We start from the raw sequence: 19166 nt of genomic DNA, 5'->3' as shown, positions 1-19166 counted from the left end.
ACTAGTAAATCAGAAAGTGGTAAAAATGTTTCACGTGGAACATGTCTTAGGTTTACCGGAAACATGAAAGATGAATAATGGGAATAAAATATATGTTTCACGTGGAACATAATTCAGGGGTAATTTTGAAACCTGAATCAAAAATAAAGAATGTTAATTCTGAGAACTGACTTAACCGGTTTCCAGAGAATAATAAAACAAAATGTTTTTAGAAGAATACGATGTTATTGTGGTCGGTGCTGGCCATGCAGGATCTGAAGCTGCAGCTTCGGCTGCAAATTTGGGATCAAAAACTTTATTGGTTACAATGAGTTTGCAGAACATTGCACAGATGTCTTGTAACCCAGCGATGGGAGGAATTGCAAAAGGACAGATCGTTCGTGAGATTGATGCGCTTGGAGGTTACTCCGGAATTGTTTCAGACAGAACAGCAATTCAGTTTAAGATGTTAAATAAATCGAAAGGACCAGCAATGTGGTCGCCGAGAGTTCAAAGTGACCGAATGCGTTTTGCTGAAGAATGGAGAATGATGTTGGAGGGAACTCCAAATTTGGATTTCTACCAAGAGATGGTAAAAGGATTGATTATCGATAACGGAAAGATAAAAGGAATCATAACTTCGCTTGGAGTTGAAATTCGTTCGAAATCTGTTGTCCTGACAAACGGAACTTTTTTGAACGGATTGATTCATATTGGAGATAAACAATTCGGTGGAGGAAGAGCGGGCGAAAGTGCCGCTTTTGGTATTACCGAAGATTTGGTTGCAGTAGGTTTTGAATCTGGAAGAATGAAAACAGGAACGCCGCCGAGAGTCGATGGACGTTCTTTGGATTATTCTAAAATGAACGAAGAAAAAGGAGATGCGAAACCGGATAAGTTTTCGTATTCTGATTTGACCTTTCCATTGACCGAACAAAGATCGTGTCACATGACGTATACTTCTTTGGATGTGCATGATATTTTGAGATCAGGATTTGATCGTTCTCCAATGTTCAACGGAAGAATAAAAAGTATCGGCCCAAGATATTGCCCTTCGATTGAAGATAAAATAAATCGTTTTGCCGATAAAGAAAGACATCAATTGTTTGTCGAACCAGAAGGATGGAAAACCTGTGAAGTTTACGTGAACGGATTTTCAACTTCTCTTCCAGAGGATATTCAGTTTAAAGCGTTGCGTTCTGTTGCCGGTTTTAAGAATGTAAAATTTCTTCGCCCGGGCTATGCAATCGAATATGATTATTTTCCACCGACACAGTTGAAACATACTTTAGAAACAAAGTTAGTTGAAGGGTTATATTTTGCCGGACAAATAAACGGAACAACAGGATATGAAGAAGCAGCATCTCAAGGTTTAATGGCAGGAATAAATGCACATTTAAAAGTGCACGAAAAAGCGCCTTTAATTTTGAAACGTGATGAAGCTTATATTGGAGTTTTGATTGACGACTTAATTACGAAAGGAACAGAAGAACCTTATCGTATGTTTACGTCAAGAGCAGAATACAGAACATTGTTGCGACAAGATAATGCCGATTTCAGATTGACCCCAATGTCATATGAAATTGGTTTAGCTTCTGAAGCTCGTTTGCGTAGAATGGAACGTAAATTAAACGAGTCTGAAAAAATGGTTCAGTTTTTTAAAGAAACTAGTGTTTCGGTTGCAGAAACGAATCCGATTTTGGAAGCGAAAGAAAGTGCACCAATTTCTCAGGGTGATAAAATGTTTAAAGTTTTTTCACGTCCGCAATTAGATTTGGAGGATATGATGAAATTTGAAAAAGTGAAAGCTTACGCTGAAGAAAATGATCTTGATCAGGAAATTTTGGAGCAGGCAGAAATCCAGGTTAAATATTCCGGATATATCGAAAAGGAAAGAAATAACGCAGATAAATTGACTAGACTCGAGGAAGTAAAAATCCCTGAGAATTTTGATTATAATAAGATTAAATCAATGTCTATTGAAGCGAAACAAAAATTAGGTAAAATTCGTCCTGTAACAATTTCACAGGCATCAAGAATCAGCGGAGTTTCTCCGAGTGATATTTCTGTGCTTTTGATTTATATGGGTAGATAATTTTTTTTTAGGTTTCAACTTTTGTTGCAATTTGAAACTTGAAACCTGAAACAAATTTAAAAATTGTTCCACGTGAAACGTATTCTCAAAATTTATTAAAATAGTTGAAAAAGAAATTTTATCTTTTGAGGAAAAAGAAGTTTTACGAGAGATTTGGAATGTAGAATATCAGTAAGATTGATATATAAAACAGCCGAAGAATTTGATATTTATTTAAACGGACTTTTAAATACAAAACATTATTTGCTGCTTGATGATGAAAACAAAATCAATGGTTGGGCTTATACTTTTTTAAGAGAAAATGAAGATTGGTTTAGATTAATTTTGAATCATAAATTTCAGGGGAAAGGAAACGGTTCTCTTTTGATTAATTTAATTAAAAGCAAAAATAATAGCTTGAATGGATGGGCAAGTGATGGCGAAAAAGAAGTTAAACAAAACGAGTCTTTTTATAAATCTCCAATGCAGTTTTATCTCAAAAATGGTTTTACAATTATCCCGGAAATACGAATTGAAAATGAAAAATTATCAGCTGTTAAAATTAATTGGAAGGGCTGAATTCAAAATATAAATATTAAAAGAGACAAACCCTAAAAGTAAAAATTCCACTTTTAGGGTTTACTATGAAATTAAACCAAAATACCTATAATTTAAAAATGGACGTTTTAAACAAAAAACATTTTCTGACTGTAAAAGACCATTCAGTTTCAAAAGAAATTTTCGATTTGTATTATGATGAAAATCTAGATATGCTAATTACATCTCCCCAACCGGATTTAGAAAATCTTGGAAGATATTACGAAAGCGAAGATTATATCTCGCACACAGATAATAAACGTTCCGTTTTTGAAAAAGCGTATCATTTTGTAAAAAATATTGCTTTAAAAAACAAACTGAATCTGATCAATTCAGAACAAACTCAAAAAGGGAAAATTTTAGACATTGGTGCCGGAACCGGAGATTTTTTATTAACGGCAAAAAATGACGGTTGGGAAACTTTTGGAGTAGAACCAAGCGAAAGAGCAAAAGAAATTGCAAAGAAAAAAGGAATTTCATTTGTGGAGCAAATCAGCGAATTGGAAAATAATTTTTTTGACGTAATTACAATGTGGCACGTTTTGGAACACGTTCCAAATTTAGAATTACAAATCCAGGAATTGAAGCGTTTATTAAAGCCAACTGGAACATTAATTGTTGCGGTTCCAAATTTCAAATCTTTCGATGCAAAACATTACGGAGAATTTTGGGCAGCTTTCGATGTACCGATTCATTTTTGGCATTTCTCGAAAAAAGCAATAAAATCGCTGTTCGAAAAAGTAGACATGAAATTGGAAAAAGTTCTTCCGATGAAATTTGATTCTTTTTATGTGAGTCTTTTGTCCGAAAAATATAAAACCGGAAAAATGAATTTTATTCGTGCTTTTTTTATCGGTTTACGATCAAATTTAAAAGCGTCTTCAACAAAAGAGTATTCATCGCACATTTATGTCTTAAAAAACAGCTAAAACGTAAAATAAGCTTATTTACGGCATGTTTTTAAGTAAAACGAGGGTTTGTGTTGTCTTTTTTAAGAAAACAGCTCTAATAAAAGATATGAAAGCCACTTTTAATAGTGATATCTTATCGTTGATTTTTTGTCCATAAATAAAACTAATATGATAAAATTATAGCATTTTTTGAACTTTATGTCGATGCTATTTATTTTTTTATATTTTTGTCTTTCATACATAAAAAATAGAAAATTCAGAAAATGAAAAAAGCATTAGTAATTATCGCGCTTTCGGTTTTAGTTGTTTCATGTGAGAAAGCGGCTGAAGTAAAGGAAGTAAAAACAGCTTACGTAGATACTTCGGTTTTAATGAAAGAGTACACTGAAGCAAAAGACCTTGAAGCAAAATACAAAGCACAATCAGAAGAAAAAGGAAGACAACTTCAAGCTGAGATAAATCGTTTCAAACAAGATGCTGCTAATTTTCAAAGTCAGGCACAGGCAAACGGTCAGGCCTGGGCACAACAAAGAGGTGCTGAATTACAAAAAAGAGAACAACAATTGGGTTATGCTCAACAACAATTAGCGCAGCAATTGCAACAAGAAAGCGGAGTTGAAATGGATTCTCTTGTAAGCGGTGTGAAAAAATTCATTAAAGATTACGGAAAGAAAAACGGATATTCCTATATCTACGGTACAGGTGATGCTGCAACTGTTTTATATGCACAAGATAAATACGACATTACAAAAGAAATTATTAAAGCTTTGAACGATAAATACAAAGCGGAGCCAAAAACAGATGAAAAAGCTCCAACTAAAGAAGAGGCAAAGAAATAACAACTAAAATAACTAACTATCCTAAAACCTAAATCTAATTAACAGATTTAGGTTTTTTTATTTTATAAAAATGCGATACTTTTAGTCTTCAATATACGCCCAATGCAAAACGTTTCAGAAGCAGCTGCTTATACTTTACAATTTATCAATCAAACGCAAAAATCGATATTCCTGACAGGCAAAGCCGGAACAGGAAAGACTACACTTTTACGTGAAATTATCGCTACTACACATAAAAATACGGTGGTTGTGGCACCAACAGGAATCGCCGCCTTGAATGCTGGCGGAGTAACCATTCATTCGATGTTTCAACTGCCATTTTCGGCTTTTATTCCTTCGTATGATGACAATTCCCAATTCACTGAGACTGTAAAATTTGAAAATAAGGAAACTTTACGAAGGCATTTCAAAATGAATAATGTAAAACGTAATGTGATCCGTAACATGGAATTGCTGATTATTGATGAAGTAAGTATGTTACGTTCTGATTTGCTGGACGCCATAGATTTTATGATGCAGACGGTTCGCAAAAATTCTCAGGCTTTTGGTGGTGTTCAGGTACTTTTTATTGGAGATTTACTGCAATTACCGCCAGTCATTCGGGATGAAGAATGGCGAACTTTACGCAATTATTACAAAGGAAAATTCTTTTTTCATTCGCATGTAATTCAGCAAAATCCACCGCTTTACATTGAATTATCTAAGATTTATCGACAGACTGATGATTCTTTTATCTCGGTTTTGAACAATCTTCGAAACAATCAGATTACGCCTCAGGATATTCAGATTTTAAACGAATATGTTAAACCTGATTTTGATTTGAAAAATAATCCCGGCTATATTACGCTCACAACACACAATGCAAAGGCTGATTCGATCAATGAACAGGCAATTGGTGATTTGGCCGGAAATGAATATACCTATCAGCCTTTTATTGTTGGCGATTTTCCCGAAAAAATATTTCCGGTTGAAGAAAATCTGAAACTAAAGGTAGGAGCACAGGTGATGTTTGTTAAAAACGATTTATCTTTTGATAAAAGGTATTTTAACGGAAAAATGGGTGTTGTAAAATCACTTTCACCAGAAGAAATCTTTGTGCATTTTCCGGAAGAGAACAAAACGATTGAGGTTGAAAAATACGAGTGGAAAAACATCCGGTATAAGATAAATGAGCTTACGAAAGAAATAGAAGAGGAGGTTTTAGGGACTTTTGCGCATTATCCGCTAAAATTGGCGTGGGCAATTACAGTACATAAAAGTCAGGGTCTAACTTTTGAGAAAGCTGCGCTTGATGTATCGCAAGTTTTTTTGCCAGGACAAGCGTATGTTGCATTATCACGTTTAACTTCCTTAAAAGGGCTTATTTTGCTTTCTCCGCTTCAAATGAATGGTATTTCAAACGATCAGGAGGTAATGGATTATGCTTTGAATAAAGCAACCGAAGACGTTCTGGAAAAACATTTGCATTTTGAAACCAAAAATTTTATTCATAACTATTTGATTAACAGTTTTAACTGGATAGATTTAGCTCAGGAATGGCGCAATCACAGATTTAGTTACAACGAAAATGCTGCTAATTCCGAAAAATCAAAACATTCTGTTTGGGCACATAAGCGTCTTGAAACAATTGAATTGCTAATAGATCCTTCGCAAAAGTTTGTGCATCAGCTCAATAAAATTTTTAGTAAAGAAACTGTTGATTTATTTTTCGTCCAGGAAAGGGTAGTGGCTGCCTATGAGTATTTTTTTAAACCGATGGATAAACTGGTTACAGATCTTCTGCAGAAAATGGCCGAAATTCAGAAATTCAAAAAAGTAAAAGAATTTTATGAAGAATTAGCTTTATTGGACGATCTGCAAACAAAGACTGTTTTACGCTTAATGAAGGCCAAATTATTGATCGAAATAGTTGTTGCGGGTGAAACCATTTGTAAGGAAAAATTAACGTCCTCAACGATTAAAAATTACAAATCAGATAAGATTTCGAAAATTCGTGACGAGTTTAAAATGAGCAATACCGATATTTTCAAGTTAGATGAGCCAATTGTACGCTATACCTCGAAAAAATTAGATAAGAACGAGCCAAAAGCAATTAAGAAAACCACCGTTGAAGAAACATATGATTTGTGGATTGAGAAAAATTCAATTGCTGATATTGCCCGACTTCGAAAACTTACGATACAGACTATTGAAATGCATTTAGTTAAATTGATTCAGGCAAAAAAAATCGAAATCTCGGATGTTTTACCCTATGATAAGATATTGGCACTGCGAGATGCTTTCGAATTTTATCAGGAGGAATCTCTTAACGGATTAAAAGAAAAACACGGTGATGAATTCACCTGGGATGAGTTAAAAATGTTTAAAGCCAGTATTAATTAAGTATCTTTAAAATTAATGTTCCACGTAAAACATAGACAATACAGATTATGAAAAAGATAAAAATTATATGCCTGTTTCTATCAGTACTTACAATTAATTTAGTTAAAAGCCAGGATTTGAAACCGGAATATCAAAAGTTTATTAAAACCTTTATTTCGAATGTAAAAAATGATAAAAAGCAAGCTCTTGCTGCTATGATTTCGTATCCGTTCAAAAGAGAATATCCAATTCCGGAAATTAAAAGTAAAGAAGAGTTTGTAAAACGATATTCTGAAATTTTTGATGCTACTTTGAAGAATGAAATCATAAAATCGGATCCTGCTAAAGACTGGTCAGAAATGGGCTGGAGAGGTATTATGCTCAATCAGGGTACAATATGGATTGATACTGACGGTCGCCTGATTTCGATAAATTATCAGTCCAAATTCGAAAAGGATCTTAAAAATAATATAATCGCTAAAGAGAAAACGAAATTACATACTTCAATAGCTAAGTTTAAAGTGCCTGAATGTATATTAGAAACTAGTAAATTCAGGATTAGAATAGATGATTTAGGAAATAATAACTATCGTTATGCTTCCTGGTCTTTGAAAAAGAAAATGACTGAAGAACCTGATCTGGTGATTTCTAAAGGAAAAGTGATTTTGGATGGAAATGGTGGAAATCATCGATTTGAATTTAAAAAAGGACAATATATTTACGAATGTCATATATCGCCTCTACGAGAAAATGGCACTGCTCCGGCAGGATTGACTATTTACCAAAACAAAAAAATAATTCTTTCTCAGGACGCTGAAATTGTTCCACGTTAAACAAAAAATCCTATTCGTTCAGAATAGGATTTTTTATATATTAAAAAGAGGCTCTAATTTCGTCTAATTCTTTTTTCTGTTGTAATAGTTTAAGCTCCAGTTTATCAATTTCAAGTTTTTGCTTAGTTGACTTTATTTTTAATTTCTGAATTTCTTCTTCAGAATTTTTGCTGCTTGCAATTTGACTGTCAGTTTTTTGATTTGCAGCTTTTTGTTTTTCTATTTTCTTTTGTGTTTTCTTAATAGATTTTTCTGCGCTATTAACCTCCCGCTGATGCTTCTCAATTTTTTTCTGCTCTTTATTTATTTTATTTTGATGCTCTTCCGCTGTTTTAGCCTCCTGAATCGCTTTTTCTGAAGGAACGCTGGTCTCCTGTGCAAAAAAAGATTGTGACGTCATAAGAAGGCATATAATAATAAATAGTCTAATGGTAAACTTCATAATCTTTGTAGTTCTAAAGTGAATAATAAAACAAATGAATTTTTCTCTCTAAGCTTTATAAATTTTCGATTAAAATCCAGGCGTCAGGATTTTCAGCTTTACGAATTTCTCTTTGTGCTTTTTCAGCTTCAGACATGGTAGCGTAACTTCCATATAACACAGGGAATAATCCGTGTTTATTTTCGCCAAGCATTCTGGCTTCGTAGCCATTTTTTATTAATTGGTTATATGCTTTTTTAGCGTTTTGCTCACTTCTAAAAGCCCCTGCAATAATGTGATATGGCATTGTTTTATCTACTGCTTCTGTTTTTGAAGTATCTATAGATAGCGTTACTGCAGGTAAAGGATTTTGAATCATAAAGGTAGCTTCCTGAATTTTGTTCTGCACCTTTTTCTGAACAGTACTTTCAACAACTAGGGTTTGTGTTGCAATTTCTTGTTCATACAGCGGATAGCCAATGCTTCCTGTAATTCCAAGACCCAACACAAATATGGCCGCATATTTTAAATACGAATTTGAAGATTTTCTTTCTTCGTCAGCATAGAGAGTTGCAGGTTCTTTTTTCTCGATTCTTTGAATTTCTTTCTCGAAATTTTCTCTTTTTACCAAAGGTGAAACAAAAGGGCTCAATCCAAATGAACTTGTTAAATAATTATTTTCTTGGTTTGGACTGAAAACGAAGTTGTTATCACTATTGAGACGAATTTCACCAATATTTTTTAAATGTAAAATTCCATCCTCTTCTAAGGTTTTTTTCCAATTTAAAATTTCAAAAGCAATGGCACTAACAGCAAAACCATAAGATGTTTTTTCTGAATTAGCTATATGATTTGCCAGTAAACCATCATTGTTTTTGATTTGACTGTTAAAAGAGACCATTTTCTTCGGTGGAAAAAACGAATTTGTGCTTTCATTAAGCTGTGCCGACTGAATTTCGGTTAAAAAAGCTCCGAATCCTGGAACCGTTACACACTGATAACGATATAATAACTGCGCGATGTAAGTTTCGATTTTCATAGTAACAAAGTTATAACTCCAATATAGTTATCAAAATTTTATTCACAATTTTTATTAACAATTTGTAGGTATTTGGTTTTTAAATGATTAAGTATTTTTTTTGTTTTTATAATATTATAAAATATCTTTAAAAATTTATTTTTGAGTTACTTTTGAACGTATGATTATTAAATCTAATTTAATGATATTCTAATAAATACCCATTTGTAGGTATTCTTTTTCTTTCATAAATCCATAGATTTGAATATTACAAACCAATAAAATAAAATTATGAAAAATTATGATGTAAAAGGTATTCTTTTAGAAGGTAAAAAAGCAGTTATAGCAGTAGCATTACCTGAACCGGCAAGGAATAATATGTATGGAATATACAAAATCTATAATATTTCGGATGAGGAAGGAAATAAAATTGTAATTCATTTTAAAGATTTTTTAGGAAAAGATTTTACAGGGGATGGCGGTGATTTTGTATCGTTTATAATTGATTTGAATGAAACTGAAAAAAACGGAATTTTAGAAATTGATTTTACTAAAGAAATTAAAGTTGCTTTTCATCATCAAAATAATGAATTAACGAGAACTCCTCAAAGAATATATACGGATAAATATAGTGGTCCATTTATTCCAGACACTACAGGAAGAGGAACAATTCGTGAAAGTGTATAAAAAAAGATTACATAAAACCATTAGTTTTCTGCTCATTTTACTTTGTATGGTGAGCATTTGTTTTGGGCAAAATAAAGTCCTCAGTACGATCGATAAGAATATTGAAAAAGGGAAATCAAAAGAGGCACTAAAACAACTTTCTCTAATAAACACAACTGCTTTTTTACCGGAAGATTTGGGGTATTATTATTTTCTGACAGCAAAAAGTTATAGTAAAGAAAACAACGATGTAAAAGCGATTGAAAATTATTTAACAGCTAAAAAGCAATATTTAAAAGCCAAAGTTGTAGAGAAAGCAATGGAAATTAATCTCAATATTGCTTCATTATTAGTTAGTTACAAAGACAATACACAAAAGCACCAGTTCTATCTCAAAGAATATATGGATTATGCCGTAGCAACAAACAATGATGCTAAAATTCTTAAGGGATATGTTCAAATAGCTTCTTTAAAAATAAATAAAAAAGAAGCTGAGGAAAGTTTGCTTTATTTTAGAAAGGCAATAGCTTTAAACAAAATCGTCAAGGATAAAAAACTGGAAAGTAAAATCTATAATAATCTTGCAGTTCTTTTTAGTGATGTATTATATAAACCAGATTCCAGTTTGTATTATCTCCATAAAGATAATTTGCTTTTGCATCAGGAAAAAACACCAAATTCAAACTACATCTGTTATAATTTGATGAATCAGGCTTCTAACTATTCACAGCTTCGTCAATATGATAAGGCAATTGCTTTATTACATCAGGCTGATAAAATAAAACTAATTGAGTACAAGAAGGTTAATAAAGAGAACATCAATAATTTCCTTTACTTAAATTACAAAGATGCTAAAAACATGGATAAGGCATTGCTCCATCTAGAAATTGCAAATAAATATCACGACTCTCTAAATACGGAACAGCAAAATATTGCTATCAATAATTTTGATACCAAATACAAAACTCAGGAAAAAGAACTCGAAAATCTTGAATTAAAAACAAACATTAAAATAAATAATATTATTTTATATCTGATTTTAAGCATATTGATTATTGTATTGGTAGTAAGTGTTTTAGGATATAAAAACATTACTAAAAAGAAAAAAATTGCTGAACAGGAAAAACTAATCGGGATACAAAAAATCGAAAAAATGCTTAAAGATCAAGAGCTTAATGAAATTGATTTAATGCTTGAAAGCCAGGAAAAGGAACGTCAAAATATAGCTAACGAATTACATGATAATTTGGGGAGTATGCTGGCCACATTAAAACTAAATTTTCAAAATCTGAAACATCAAAATGCGACTACAAATCAACAAGAAAATAAGCTTTACGATAAAACTGATGCTTTATTAGAAGAAGCATATCAAAAAGTACGCAATATTGCACACCTTAAAAATCTGGGTGTTATTGGTAGTGAGGGATTGTTGGTTGCGGTTAATAAAATGGCGGATAAAATGAGTGTTTTAGAACATTTAAAAATTAATGTTATTCCGTTTGGTCTAACAGAAAGATTAGAAAATACTATAGAAGTTACTTTATTCCGAATGATTCAGGAACTGTGCACTAACATCATAAAACATTCTGAAGCAACCGAAGTTAATATCTATTTAACTCAGGGGGCACCTGCTGAAATTAATATTATTATAGAAGATAACGGTAAAGGTTTTGATCCGAAAATCATTGTGAGTAAATCGGGAATTGGTCTCAAAAATATGGAGAAAAAAGTAGAACAAATGGGCGGGACATTTACGATAGATTCAATTTTGACCAAAGGAACATCCATCATTATAGACTTACCATTATGATCACAATAATCATTGCCGAAGACCATCAGTCTCTTATTGACGGTATCAAACTTTCTTTGGAATTTGAAGGTGACATTACCGTTGTAGGAGAAGCCAATGATGGGGATGAGCTAATACAATTGGTTCGAAAAAAAAGACCACAGGTTGTTATTACAGACATTCGAATGCCAAAATGTGATGGAATTTCTGCTACCAAAATTATTAAGAAAGAATTTCCCGAGATTAAGGTCATCGCTTTTAGTATGTTTGACCAGTCTGAAGCTATTCAGCAAATGAAAGAAGCAGGGGCATCAGGGTATATTATGAAAAACTCCCCGCTCAAGAAATTGATTGAAGCTATTAGAGCTGTTTTAAGCAACGAAACTTTTTTTGACGACACTATTATTGTAAAAGATGAATTAACTAAACAAAACATCCTTTTAAGCAATCGTGAGAAAGAAATCCTTAGACTTATTGGCGAAGGAAAAACATCTAACGAAATTGCCGATGTACTTTTTATCAGTAAAAGCACTGTTGATACCCACCGCAAAAACATCCTCAAAAAAATGAATCTCTATGGCAAAACAGACTTAATACGTTTTGCAGTAGAACGCAAGTATGATTTTTGAGTTTTATTTTTACTCAGCTTTCCATTTGTAAATTAAATCAAAATAGTTTTTTCCAAATAATCCCCATTTGTAGGGATTTTTTTGTGCGCTGTAATTTGGAATTTTGATTTAATAATCAACCAGTTAGCCGAAAAGGGGAATTAGAGTAGGCGAACCAAAATTATAGAAAATTATGAAAACAAAAATTACTTACTTAGCAGCATTAATGACATTTTTTTCATTAATAAATACAGAATTTTCATTTAGCCAATGCGAAGGAAACCAAGTTGAATTAGATGCAATTAAACTTAAATATGAATCTAAGTACAAAGATGTTGAAAAAAAAGCTGAAGATATTAAGGATGATGCACCAAGTCCTAATATCGCAGAACAATCAATTCAAACTGATTTTGTAGTTGAAATGAAAGAACAGCATTTTGCCCTAGATTTAGTTTCAATTACAATGAAAGACAAGAAAATATCTTTTGGAATACCTCAAATTACAATGGAAATGAAATCTATAAAATTCGATGAGGTTTATACAAAAATGGTTTTAAAAAAAACAGGGCAATATCCTCAAATCCATTGTAAAGACACGTGGATACACCTCCCATTTGGCGGTAAAACTAAAGGGGTTCCAAAGTGTACAACTATTTGGAAAGATATTTTGACTGAGGTTCCAGAAGTTCACACAAGAACGGTCGAAATAAAAACAAATTTACCAAAATTTAAAATGGCAATAACTGAATTTATTACCGCTATTCCTGAGTTTAAGATGGTAAGACAGGATATTAAAATGAATTTACCTAGCATAACCATAAAAAATGTGAAGGCAGAAACCAAACAAATGGAAAAAGAAACTGAAGAATTGAAGAATTACAGCCAAGATTTGATAGGGGAACAAAAAAAAGATTTTGCTACTGCAATTTCAGGAAATTTTCAATGCCAACGAAATAATCTTTTAATAAAAAGAGATGAGTTAACGAATAGTTTTTTAAATTCAATTAAGGAAATTGATTTGAACATAGAACAATTAAATACGAATGGTTTTGATCCCTCAAATCTGAAGTCATCTGATGGTCAAACAGTTAATCTTCTAGAGTTAAAAAGGCAATTAGTAGACAAGGAAAAAGAGGCTTTAATCAGTATCGATAATGCAATTAATGAATTAAATGTAACAGAAAAGAAAACTCTGAATGAATATTTAGCCGTCTAAAATTTATATAACTGCTGTTTAGCAACATTTAAGTTTGGTAGATTATCAATCTAAATTATCATGATAACAGTTACAGGAACTTCTTGTAACTGTTTTTATTTGTATTTTATTTTTGAAAGAATTTACTTCTAATTCATATATTTGCCATCTTGAAAAACTAAACCTGTTTTTCAAATTATCCATCCTTCTAAAATTATACAAGCCATGACAGAACAAGATTTATTTTATTTATTAGCCTTACTCAGGGTTGAAGGTGTAGGAGATATTATGGCTAAAAAATTATTATCAAATTTTGGAAGCGCTGAAGAAATTTTCAAAACAAAATCCAATAAAATTGTAGCTATTGATGGTGTTGGATCAGCATTACTAAAAAATTTAAAAGATAAATCTGTTTTTGAAAAGGCGAATCAGGAACTGGAATTTATTAAGGAAAATAACATTCAAACTTCTTTTTTTAAGGACGATAAATATCCGGAAAGGTTGAAGCATTGCATTGATGCCCCGGTTTTAATTTTTTCGGCAGGAAATATCAATTTAGAAAACAAACGAATAATAAGTATTGTGGGTACACGCCAAATAACCTCTTACGGAACGGAATTCTGTAAAAAACTGATAGAAGATTTGGCTCCGCTTGATCCTATAATTGTTAGTGGTTTTGCGTATGGAGTTGATATCGTGGCACATCAGTTAGCGATGGAAAATGAGTTACAAACTATTGGAGTTCTGGCGCATGGATTAAATCAAATTTACCCGAAAACGCATAAAAAATACATGACAAAGATGGAACAAAATGGCGGTTTCATTACCGAATTTTGGAGTTCTACCAATCCTGATAAAGAAAATTTTGTACGACGCAATCGAATAGTTGCAGGCATGAGCGAAGCAACAATCGTTATAGAGTCTGCTGATAGGGGTGGTTCGCTTATCACAGCAAATCTGGCCAATGACTACAATCGGGATGTTTTTGCTGTTCCTGGCCGTGTCACAGATAAATATAGTCAGGGCTGTAATCAATTGATTAAAACACAAAAAGCAAATGTACTCACTAATGCTGCCGATTTGGTTTATATGCTCAACTGGGATATCGAAAACAAGTCAAAACCGGTACAAAAACAATTGTTTGTAGATTTAGAATCAGACGAGCAAAAAATTTACGATTACCTGCTTAAAAATGGAAAAGAATTGTTGGATATAATTGCGCTTCACTGTGAATTTCCAATCTATAAAATTTCCGGGATGTTATTGAATATGGAGCTAAAAGGCGTTATTAGACCTTTGCCAGGAAAGTTGTTTGAGGCGATTTGATTTTAAAAGATCATAATTTATTTATGTGACTTGAAAGCATTTGTAAAAAATAGGATCATTGAGAGAAGAGAAAAAATTGCATTCACTATAAAATTTTCTAAAAATACTAATGTGAGGATAATAATCTCGAAATGAACAATAGAAAGATAATAGTTAGTCTTTCGCCGAATAAGGAAAATGATCAAATATCCAATGATAAAAAGAATTTGAGAAAGGGTAAAAATTAATGAAGTGAAGAAAACCTGATTGGATATATCATATGCCCATCCCACGGTTTTATTTATTCCATAAGATTGCTCATATCCAAATAGATAAGCCAGTATAAATCCAAATCCGAAAAGCAATATTAAGAGAAAAAACAGGTATTTTGTAAATATTTTTTTCAGCATTTTGCTTAATAAATTTGACCCAATGAGTTAAAATTTTCAATATTACCCAACAAGTTTTCACAATCCTGCCGGGTTTTAATATTTTAATTATTTTTCAAATCCGAGCACTTCACGAACTCTGGCCAAAACGCCATCAGCAACAACAGAAGCTTTTTCAGCACCTTTTTTCAAAAGCGCATCTACTTCCTCAAGGTTGTTTATGTAGTAATTGTATTTTTCTCTTTCAGTTTTAAATTTTTCGGTAATCAATTCAAACAGCGCTTGTTTGGCATGACCATAACCATAATTTCCTCCAAGATAATTGGCTCTCATTTCGGCTATTTGAGTTTCATTTGCCAATAAAGAATAAATAGCAAACGCATTACAGGTATCTGGATTTTTAGGATCTTCAAGCGGAGTACTGTCAGTTTCGATACTCATAATTTGTTTACGCAAAACTTTATCATCAAGGAAAATATTGATAATATTATTTGCAGATTTACTCATTTTCCCGCCATTAGTTCCTGGAATCAATTTGCCTTCTTCCTGAATTATAGCTTCCGGAAGTACGAATGTTTCTCCCATTTGACGATTAAAGCTTGAAGCGACATCACGCGTGATTTCTATATGTTGTTTTTGATCTTTTCCAACTGGAACAAATTCAGCATCATATAATAAAATATCTGCAGCCATTAACATCGGGTAGGTAAAAAGCCCGGCATTGACATCACTTAAACGATCAGATTTATCTTTAAATGAATGTGCTAAAGTCAAACGCTGGTATGGAAAAAAGCAACTTAAATACCACGTCAATTCAGCTGTCTGCGCCACATCAGATTGTCTGTAGAATGTAACTTTATCGGGGTTTAAACCACATGCAAGCCATGCTGCTGCAGTACTATAGGTGTTTTCTCTTAATGTTTTCCCGTCTTTTATTTGAGTAATCGAATGTAAATCGGCTATAAACAAATAAGATTCGTTTGCCGGATTATTTGATAATTCGATTGCGGGAATAATTGCTCCCAATAAATTGCCTAAGTGTGGGGTTCCGGTACTCTGAACACCGGTAAGTATTTTTGCCATTCTGGTTCTTATTTCTAATTGCAAAGTTCGCAAACTTTTTTGCAAAGGATGCAAGGTTTATTTTTTTCTTCTGCAAAAATTAAAAAAGTTTTCTAAAAGTTCTCTGAGATTTCAGCTTTTATTTTCAGAAAAATTTAAATATTCTAAAAATCTAATGGTCTAAAATCTAAATTTACATCGGTTTTCTTACATTTGAAGCTATGAAAGGAATTAAAATTGTTTTTTGGATTATTTGGCGTATTTGGTTTTACATTGTAATGGCGATTCCAATATTAATCATGCTGCCGTTTTTGCTGGCTTCAATTATAACTGAAAAAGGTTATCCCTATTTCTTTAAAATGGCTCGTATTTGGGCAAAGTTCATTCTTTTTGGGATGGGTTTTTATTATAAAATTGAACGTCTTCAAAAGCTTGAAAAAGGAAAAAGCTATATGATTGTTGCCAATCATACTTCAATGACAGACATTATGCTGATGTTGGCAGTGGTACGTAATCCATTTGTTTTTGTTGGTAAAAAAGAGTTGGCCAAGATACCGTTATTTGGGTTTTTCTATAAAAGAACTTGTATTTTAGTCGATAGAAATTCTTCAAAAAGCAAAAATGAAGTTTTCAAAAGAGCTCAGGACAGATTGAATCAGGGACTTAGTATTTGTATTTTTCCCGAGGGAGGAGTTCCTGACGATGAATCAATTTTACTCGATGAGTTTAAAGATGGAGCCTTTCGATTAGCAATAGACCATCAAATTCCAATTGTGCCAATTGTTTTTGCCGATAATAAAGAACGGTTTTCTTATACTTTTTTAAGTGGAAGTCCCGGAAAAATGAGAGTCAAAATACTTCCTTTTATCGAAACAAAATCTTTAACAAGTGACAATAGAAAAGACCTGAGGGATCAGACCAGACAATTGATTTATAAAGGTTTACTTGAATTTAAGAAAGAAGAATTTAAATAAATTAATAAACCCGACAAAATTTTTAGTTTCTGTCGGGTTTTCTTTTTGAATTAAAACCCCTTTTATATTCAAAAATTTTATCTGTAAATTTATTTCTAAGAAATAAAGCGTATGTCTTTTTAATTTTAGGAATGTTTTTCTTTTTCGATTACAAATATTGACCGATTTTTAGATGATTAAAAATTAAAAATCGATAAAAATCTTCAAAATAATAAAAACCCGCTAGTAACCAAAACAAAAAAACTAACGGATTTTTATTGAAATAACCAACCCAATTTATTCTAAAAAGTTTCGAAAGTATTTTAACAAACACCATTCGAAATTGTACGTTACTAATAAGATGGTAAAATTTATAAAAGGTTGCGTCTTTAGTTTTACTTTTAAATAAAAAACCCGACAAGTTAAATTTGTCGGGTTTTATAAAGTATGTAATTTGCAGATTTTTAAAGATTAAGCATTAGCAGATTCTTTAATATGTGCTTTAATTTTTACTTCTAATTCATCAGCTAATTCAGGATTGTCTTTGATTAATGATTTAACAGCATCGCGTCCTTGTCCTAATTTTGTTTCTCCATAACTAAACCATGATCCCGCTTTTTTAACTATTTCGAATTCTACCGCTAAGTCTAAAATTTCTCCTGTTTTAGAAACTCCTTCCCCATACATGATGTCGAATTCTGCAGTCTTAAAAGGCGGAGCCACTTTATTTTTTACAATCTTAACTTTCGTTCTGTTTCCAATCACATTTTCTCCATCTTTTATTTGTGAAGAACGGCGAATATCTAAACGAACAGAAGCGTAAAATTTCAATGCATTACCACCAGTTGTAGTTTCAGGGTTACCAAACATAACACCAATTTTTTCTCTCAATTGGTTGATAAAGAATACAGTACAGTTTGTCTTACTGATAGTCCCGGTAAGTTTTCTTAAAGCCTGAGACATCAAACGTGCGTGAAGACCCATTTTAGAATCTCCCATTTCACCTTCAATTTCACTTTTTGGAGTTAAGGCTGCAACAGAGTCAATTACAACTATATCAATTGCTCCTGAGCGAATAAGGTTTTCTGCGATTTCTAAAGCTTGTTCACCATTATCTGGCTGAGAAATGATCAGGTTTTCTATATCAACACCTAATTTTTCAGCATAATTTCTGTCAAAAGCATGCTCAGCATCTATAAAAGCTGCAATTCCTCCAGCTTTTTGAGCTTCTGCAATCGCATGTAGAGTTAATGTAGTTTTACCTGAAGATTCCGGACCGTATATTTCAATTATTCTTCCTTTTGGATAGCCATTTACTCCAAGTGCTAAATCAACACCCAGAGAACCTGAAGAAATTGTTTCAACTTCTACAATGGCTTTGTCCCCCATTTTCATTACGGTTCCTTTTCCGTAAGTTTTATCTAATTTATCAAGCGTAAGTTGTAGCGCTTTTAATTTGGCATCTTTCTCTGAACTCATCTCTTTTTTTTCTTTTTCTTTCATCTAAATTTTTATAATTCTTCTCTTTCAAACATACTATCAGAAAATCAATAACCTTCTGATTTATATTTATATGGCTTGTAATTTTGTAAAAATACTTCTTTTTTTTGAAGTAGCAATCAAATATGACACCTTAAAAAGTAAGATTTTTAAGACACAAACAAAGCCTTCAATTCTGTAGCATCTTCGGGTTTTATTTTTCCTGCTAATAATAAACTTAATTGCTTGCGACGTAATGCAGCATCAAAACGTTGTTTTTCAATTTCTGTTTCTGGTTCAATTGGTGCTACTTCTACAGGTCTGCCGGTATCATCAACAGCGACAAAAGTATATATGGCTTCGTTGGCTTTTGTTCTAAGTCCGGATTCTCGATCTTCTACCCAGACATCAATAAAAATTTCCATAGAACTTTTGAATGATCTGGACACTTTAGCTTCAACAGTTACAACACTTCCTAATGGAATTGCTCTATTAAAAGCTACATGGTTCACAGATGCGGTAACAGTAATCCTTCGTGAATGTCTTCTTGCGGCAATACTGGCAGCACGATCCATACGTGCTAATAATTCACCTCCAAAAAGATTATTTAAAGGATTTGTTTCGCTAGGTAAAACTAAGTCGGTTAATATTGTCAAAGATTCTGAAGGATGTTTTGGATTCATTTTT

The 19166-nt window shown here is 32.4% G+C and carries 17 protein-coding genes; 12 read left to right on the top strand and 5 right to left on the bottom strand.

Annotation, left to right across the window (positions count from 1 at the left end; genetic code table 11):
- Positions 1–202 precede the first annotated feature (202 nt).
- From mnmG to BXU10_RS06970, 6 genes are all read left to right on the top strand, one after another.
- Entirely contained in the window at positions 203–2074 is a 1872-nt protein-coding gene (gene mnmG / locus BXU10_RS06995; RefSeq protein WP_078226729.1) for a tRNA uridine-5-carboxymethylaminomethyl(34) synthesis enzyme MnmG, read from the top strand.
- A 177-nt stretch (positions 2075–2251) separates the two neighbouring features.
- The gene (locus BXU10_RS06990) at positions 2252–2632 is read left to right on the top strand and encodes a GNAT family N-acetyltransferase (RefSeq protein WP_223255402.1); all 381 of its coding nucleotides are present in this window, start codon (positions 2252–2254) and stop codon (positions 2630–2632) included.
- A gap of 98 nt (positions 2633–2730) precedes the next feature.
- Positions 2731–3579 carry a bifunctional 2-polyprenyl-6-hydroxyphenol methylase/3-demethylubiquinol 3-O-methyltransferase UbiG gene (locus BXU10_RS06985; protein WP_078227929.1) on the top strand — a complete coding sequence of 283 codons (849 nt, stop codon included), beginning with the start codon at positions 2731–2733 and terminating at the stop codon, positions 3577–3579.
- A gap of 245 nt (positions 3580–3824) precedes the next feature.
- Positions 3825–4400, top strand: coding sequence for an OmpH family outer membrane protein (locus BXU10_RS06980; protein ID WP_078226728.1), 576 nt, complete (start codon positions 3825–3827; stop codon positions 4398–4400).
- A 102-nt stretch (positions 4401–4502) separates the two neighbouring features.
- Positions 4503–6782 (top strand): helix-turn-helix domain-containing protein, encoded by a 2280-nt coding sequence (locus tag BXU10_RS06975; protein WP_078226727.1) that lies wholly within the window; start codon positions 4503–4505, stop codon positions 6780–6782.
- A gap of 47 nt (positions 6783–6829) precedes the next feature.
- Complete coding sequence (locus BXU10_RS06970; RefSeq protein ID WP_078226726.1) at positions 6830–7594, top strand: hypothetical protein; 765 nt, start codon at positions 6830–6832, stop codon at positions 7592–7594.
- A 40-nt stretch (positions 7595–7634) separates the two neighbouring features.
- Here the strand turns inward: BXU10_RS06970 and BXU10_RS06965 are convergent, their stop codons facing one another.
- Complete coding sequence (locus tag BXU10_RS06965) at positions 7635–7994, bottom strand: hypothetical protein (RefSeq protein WP_078226725.1); 360 nt, start codon at positions 7992–7994, stop codon at positions 7635–7637.
- A 97-nt stretch (positions 7995–8091) separates the two neighbouring features.
- Positions 8092–9054: an SPOR domain-containing protein gene (locus BXU10_RS06960; RefSeq protein WP_078226724.1), complete on the bottom strand. Its 963-nt coding sequence runs from the start codon at positions 9052–9054 to the stop codon at positions 8092–8094.
- A gap of 270 nt (positions 9055–9324) precedes the next feature.
- Here BXU10_RS06960 and BXU10_RS06955 point away from each other — a divergent pair, with 270 nt between their 5' ends.
- From BXU10_RS06955 to dprA, 5 genes are all read left to right on the top strand, one after another.
- The gene (locus BXU10_RS06955) at positions 9325–9720 is read left to right on the top strand and encodes a hypothetical protein (protein WP_078226723.1); all 396 of its coding nucleotides are present in this window, start codon (positions 9325–9327) and stop codon (positions 9718–9720) included.
- A 46-nt stretch (positions 9721–9766) separates the two neighbouring features.
- Complete coding sequence (locus tag BXU10_RS06950; RefSeq protein WP_078226722.1) at positions 9767–11509, top strand: sensor histidine kinase; 1743 nt, start codon at positions 9767–9769, stop codon at positions 11507–11509.
- Positions 11506–12117: a response regulator transcription factor gene (locus BXU10_RS06945; RefSeq protein ID WP_078226721.1), complete on the top strand. Its 612-nt coding sequence runs from the start codon at positions 11506–11508 to the stop codon at positions 12115–12117. The genes BXU10_RS06950 and BXU10_RS06945 overlap by 4 nt, the downstream gene beginning before the upstream one ends.
- A 172-nt stretch (positions 12118–12289) precedes the next feature.
- On the top strand, positions 12290–13312 hold the full coding sequence (locus tag BXU10_RS06940; RefSeq protein ID WP_078226720.1) for a hypothetical protein: 1023 nt from the start codon (positions 12290–12292) through the stop codon (positions 13310–13312).
- A 204-nt stretch (positions 13313–13516) separates the two neighbouring features.
- A complete protein-coding gene (gene dprA, locus BXU10_RS06935; RefSeq protein WP_078226719.1) occupies positions 13517–14617 on the top strand; it encodes a DNA-processing protein DprA in 1101 nt (366 codons plus the stop codon).
- 476 nt (positions 14618–15093) lie between these two features.
- Here dprA and trpS read toward each other — a convergent pair whose 3' ends face one another.
- The gene (gene trpS, locus BXU10_RS06925) at positions 15094–16068 is read right to left on the bottom strand and encodes a tryptophan--tRNA ligase (protein WP_078227928.1); all 975 of its coding nucleotides are present in this window, start codon (positions 16066–16068) and stop codon (positions 15094–15096) included.
- A 200-nt stretch (positions 16069–16268) separates the two neighbouring features.
- Here trpS and BXU10_RS06920 point away from each other — a divergent pair, with 200 nt between their 5' ends.
- Positions 16269–17021, top strand: coding sequence for a 1-acyl-sn-glycerol-3-phosphate acyltransferase (locus BXU10_RS06920; protein ID WP_078226717.1), 753 nt, complete (start codon positions 16269–16271; stop codon positions 17019–17021).
- 450 nt (positions 17022–17471) lie between these two features.
- On the opposite strand, the gene recA is transcribed toward BXU10_RS06920, so the two are convergent.
- Both recA and BXU10_RS06905 read right to left on the bottom strand, forming a co-directional pair.
- On the bottom strand, positions 17472–18479 hold the full coding sequence (gene recA, locus BXU10_RS06910) for a recombinase RecA (RefSeq protein WP_031453805.1): 1008 nt from the start codon (positions 18477–18479) through the stop codon (positions 17472–17474).
- Between the two features lie 170 nt (positions 18480–18649).
- Positions 18650–19162, bottom strand: a complete 513-nt coding sequence (locus tag BXU10_RS06905) for an acyl-CoA thioesterase (RefSeq protein ID WP_078227927.1) — start codon at positions 19160–19162, stop codon at positions 18650–18652.
- Between the last annotated feature and the right edge of the window lie 4 nt (positions 19163–19166).

The sequence above is a fragment of the Flavobacterium sp. LM4 genome, assembly GCF_002017935.1.
Classification (GTDB): Bacteria; Bacteroidota; Bacteroidia; order Flavobacteriales; family Flavobacteriaceae; genus Flavobacterium; species Flavobacterium chungangense.
This window is presented reverse-complemented; position numbering and strand designations above follow the sequence as displayed.

Bases quoted from the DNA above. Each gene is read 5' to 3' on its own strand.
- BXU10_RS06965 (WP_078226725.1), bottom strand. From the start codon at position 7,994: ATGACGTCACAATCTTTTTTTGCACAGGAGACCAGCGTTCCTTCAGAA.
- mnmG (WP_078226729.1), top strand. From the start codon at position 203: ATGTTTTTAGAAGAATACGATGTTATTGTGGTCGGTGCTGGCCATGCA.
- recA (WP_031453805.1), bottom strand. From the start codon at position 18,479: ATGAGTTCAGAGAAAGATGCCAAATTAAAAGCGCTACAACTTACGCTT.
- BXU10_RS06920 (WP_078226717.1), top strand. From the start codon at position 16,269: ATGAAAGGAATTAAAATTGTTTTTTGGATTATTTGGCGTATTTGGTTT.
- BXU10_RS06970 (WP_078226726.1), top strand. From the start codon at position 6,830: ATGAAAAAGATAAAAATTATATGCCTGTTTCTATCAGTACTTACAATT.
- BXU10_RS06955 (WP_078226723.1), top strand. From the start codon at position 9,325: ATGAAAAATTATGATGTAAAAGGTATTCTTTTAGAAGGTAAAAAAGCA.
- BXU10_RS06950 (WP_078226722.1), top strand. From the start codon at position 9,767: ATGGTGAGCATTTGTTTTGGGCAAAATAAAGTCCTCAGTACGATCGAT.
- BXU10_RS06905 (WP_078227927.1), bottom strand. From the start codon at position 19,162: ATGAATCCAAAACATCCTTCAGAATCTTTGACAATATTAACCGACTTA.
- trpS (WP_078227928.1), bottom strand. From the start codon at position 16,068: ATGGCAAAAATACTTACCGGTGTTCAGAGTACCGGAACCCCACACTTA.
- BXU10_RS06985 (WP_078227929.1), top strand. From the start codon at position 2,731: ATGGACGTTTTAAACAAAAAACATTTTCTGACTGTAAAAGACCATTCA.
- BXU10_RS06940 (WP_078226720.1), top strand. From the start codon at position 12,290: ATGAAAACAAAAATTACTTACTTAGCAGCATTAATGACATTTTTTTCA.
- BXU10_RS06980 (WP_078226728.1), top strand. From the start codon at position 3,825: ATGAAAAAAGCATTAGTAATTATCGCGCTTTCGGTTTTAGTTGTTTCA.
- dprA (WP_078226719.1), top strand. From the start codon at position 13,517: ATGACAGAACAAGATTTATTTTATTTATTAGCCTTACTCAGGGTTGAA.
- BXU10_RS06960 (WP_078226724.1), bottom strand. From the start codon at position 9,054: ATGAAAATCGAAACTTACATCGCGCAGTTATTATATCGTTATCAGTGT.
- BXU10_RS06975 (WP_078226727.1), top strand. From the start codon at position 4,503: ATGCAAAACGTTTCAGAAGCAGCTGCTTATACTTTACAATTTATCAAT.
- BXU10_RS06945 (WP_078226721.1), top strand. From the start codon at position 11,506: ATGATCACAATAATCATTGCCGAAGACCATCAGTCTCTTATTGACGGT.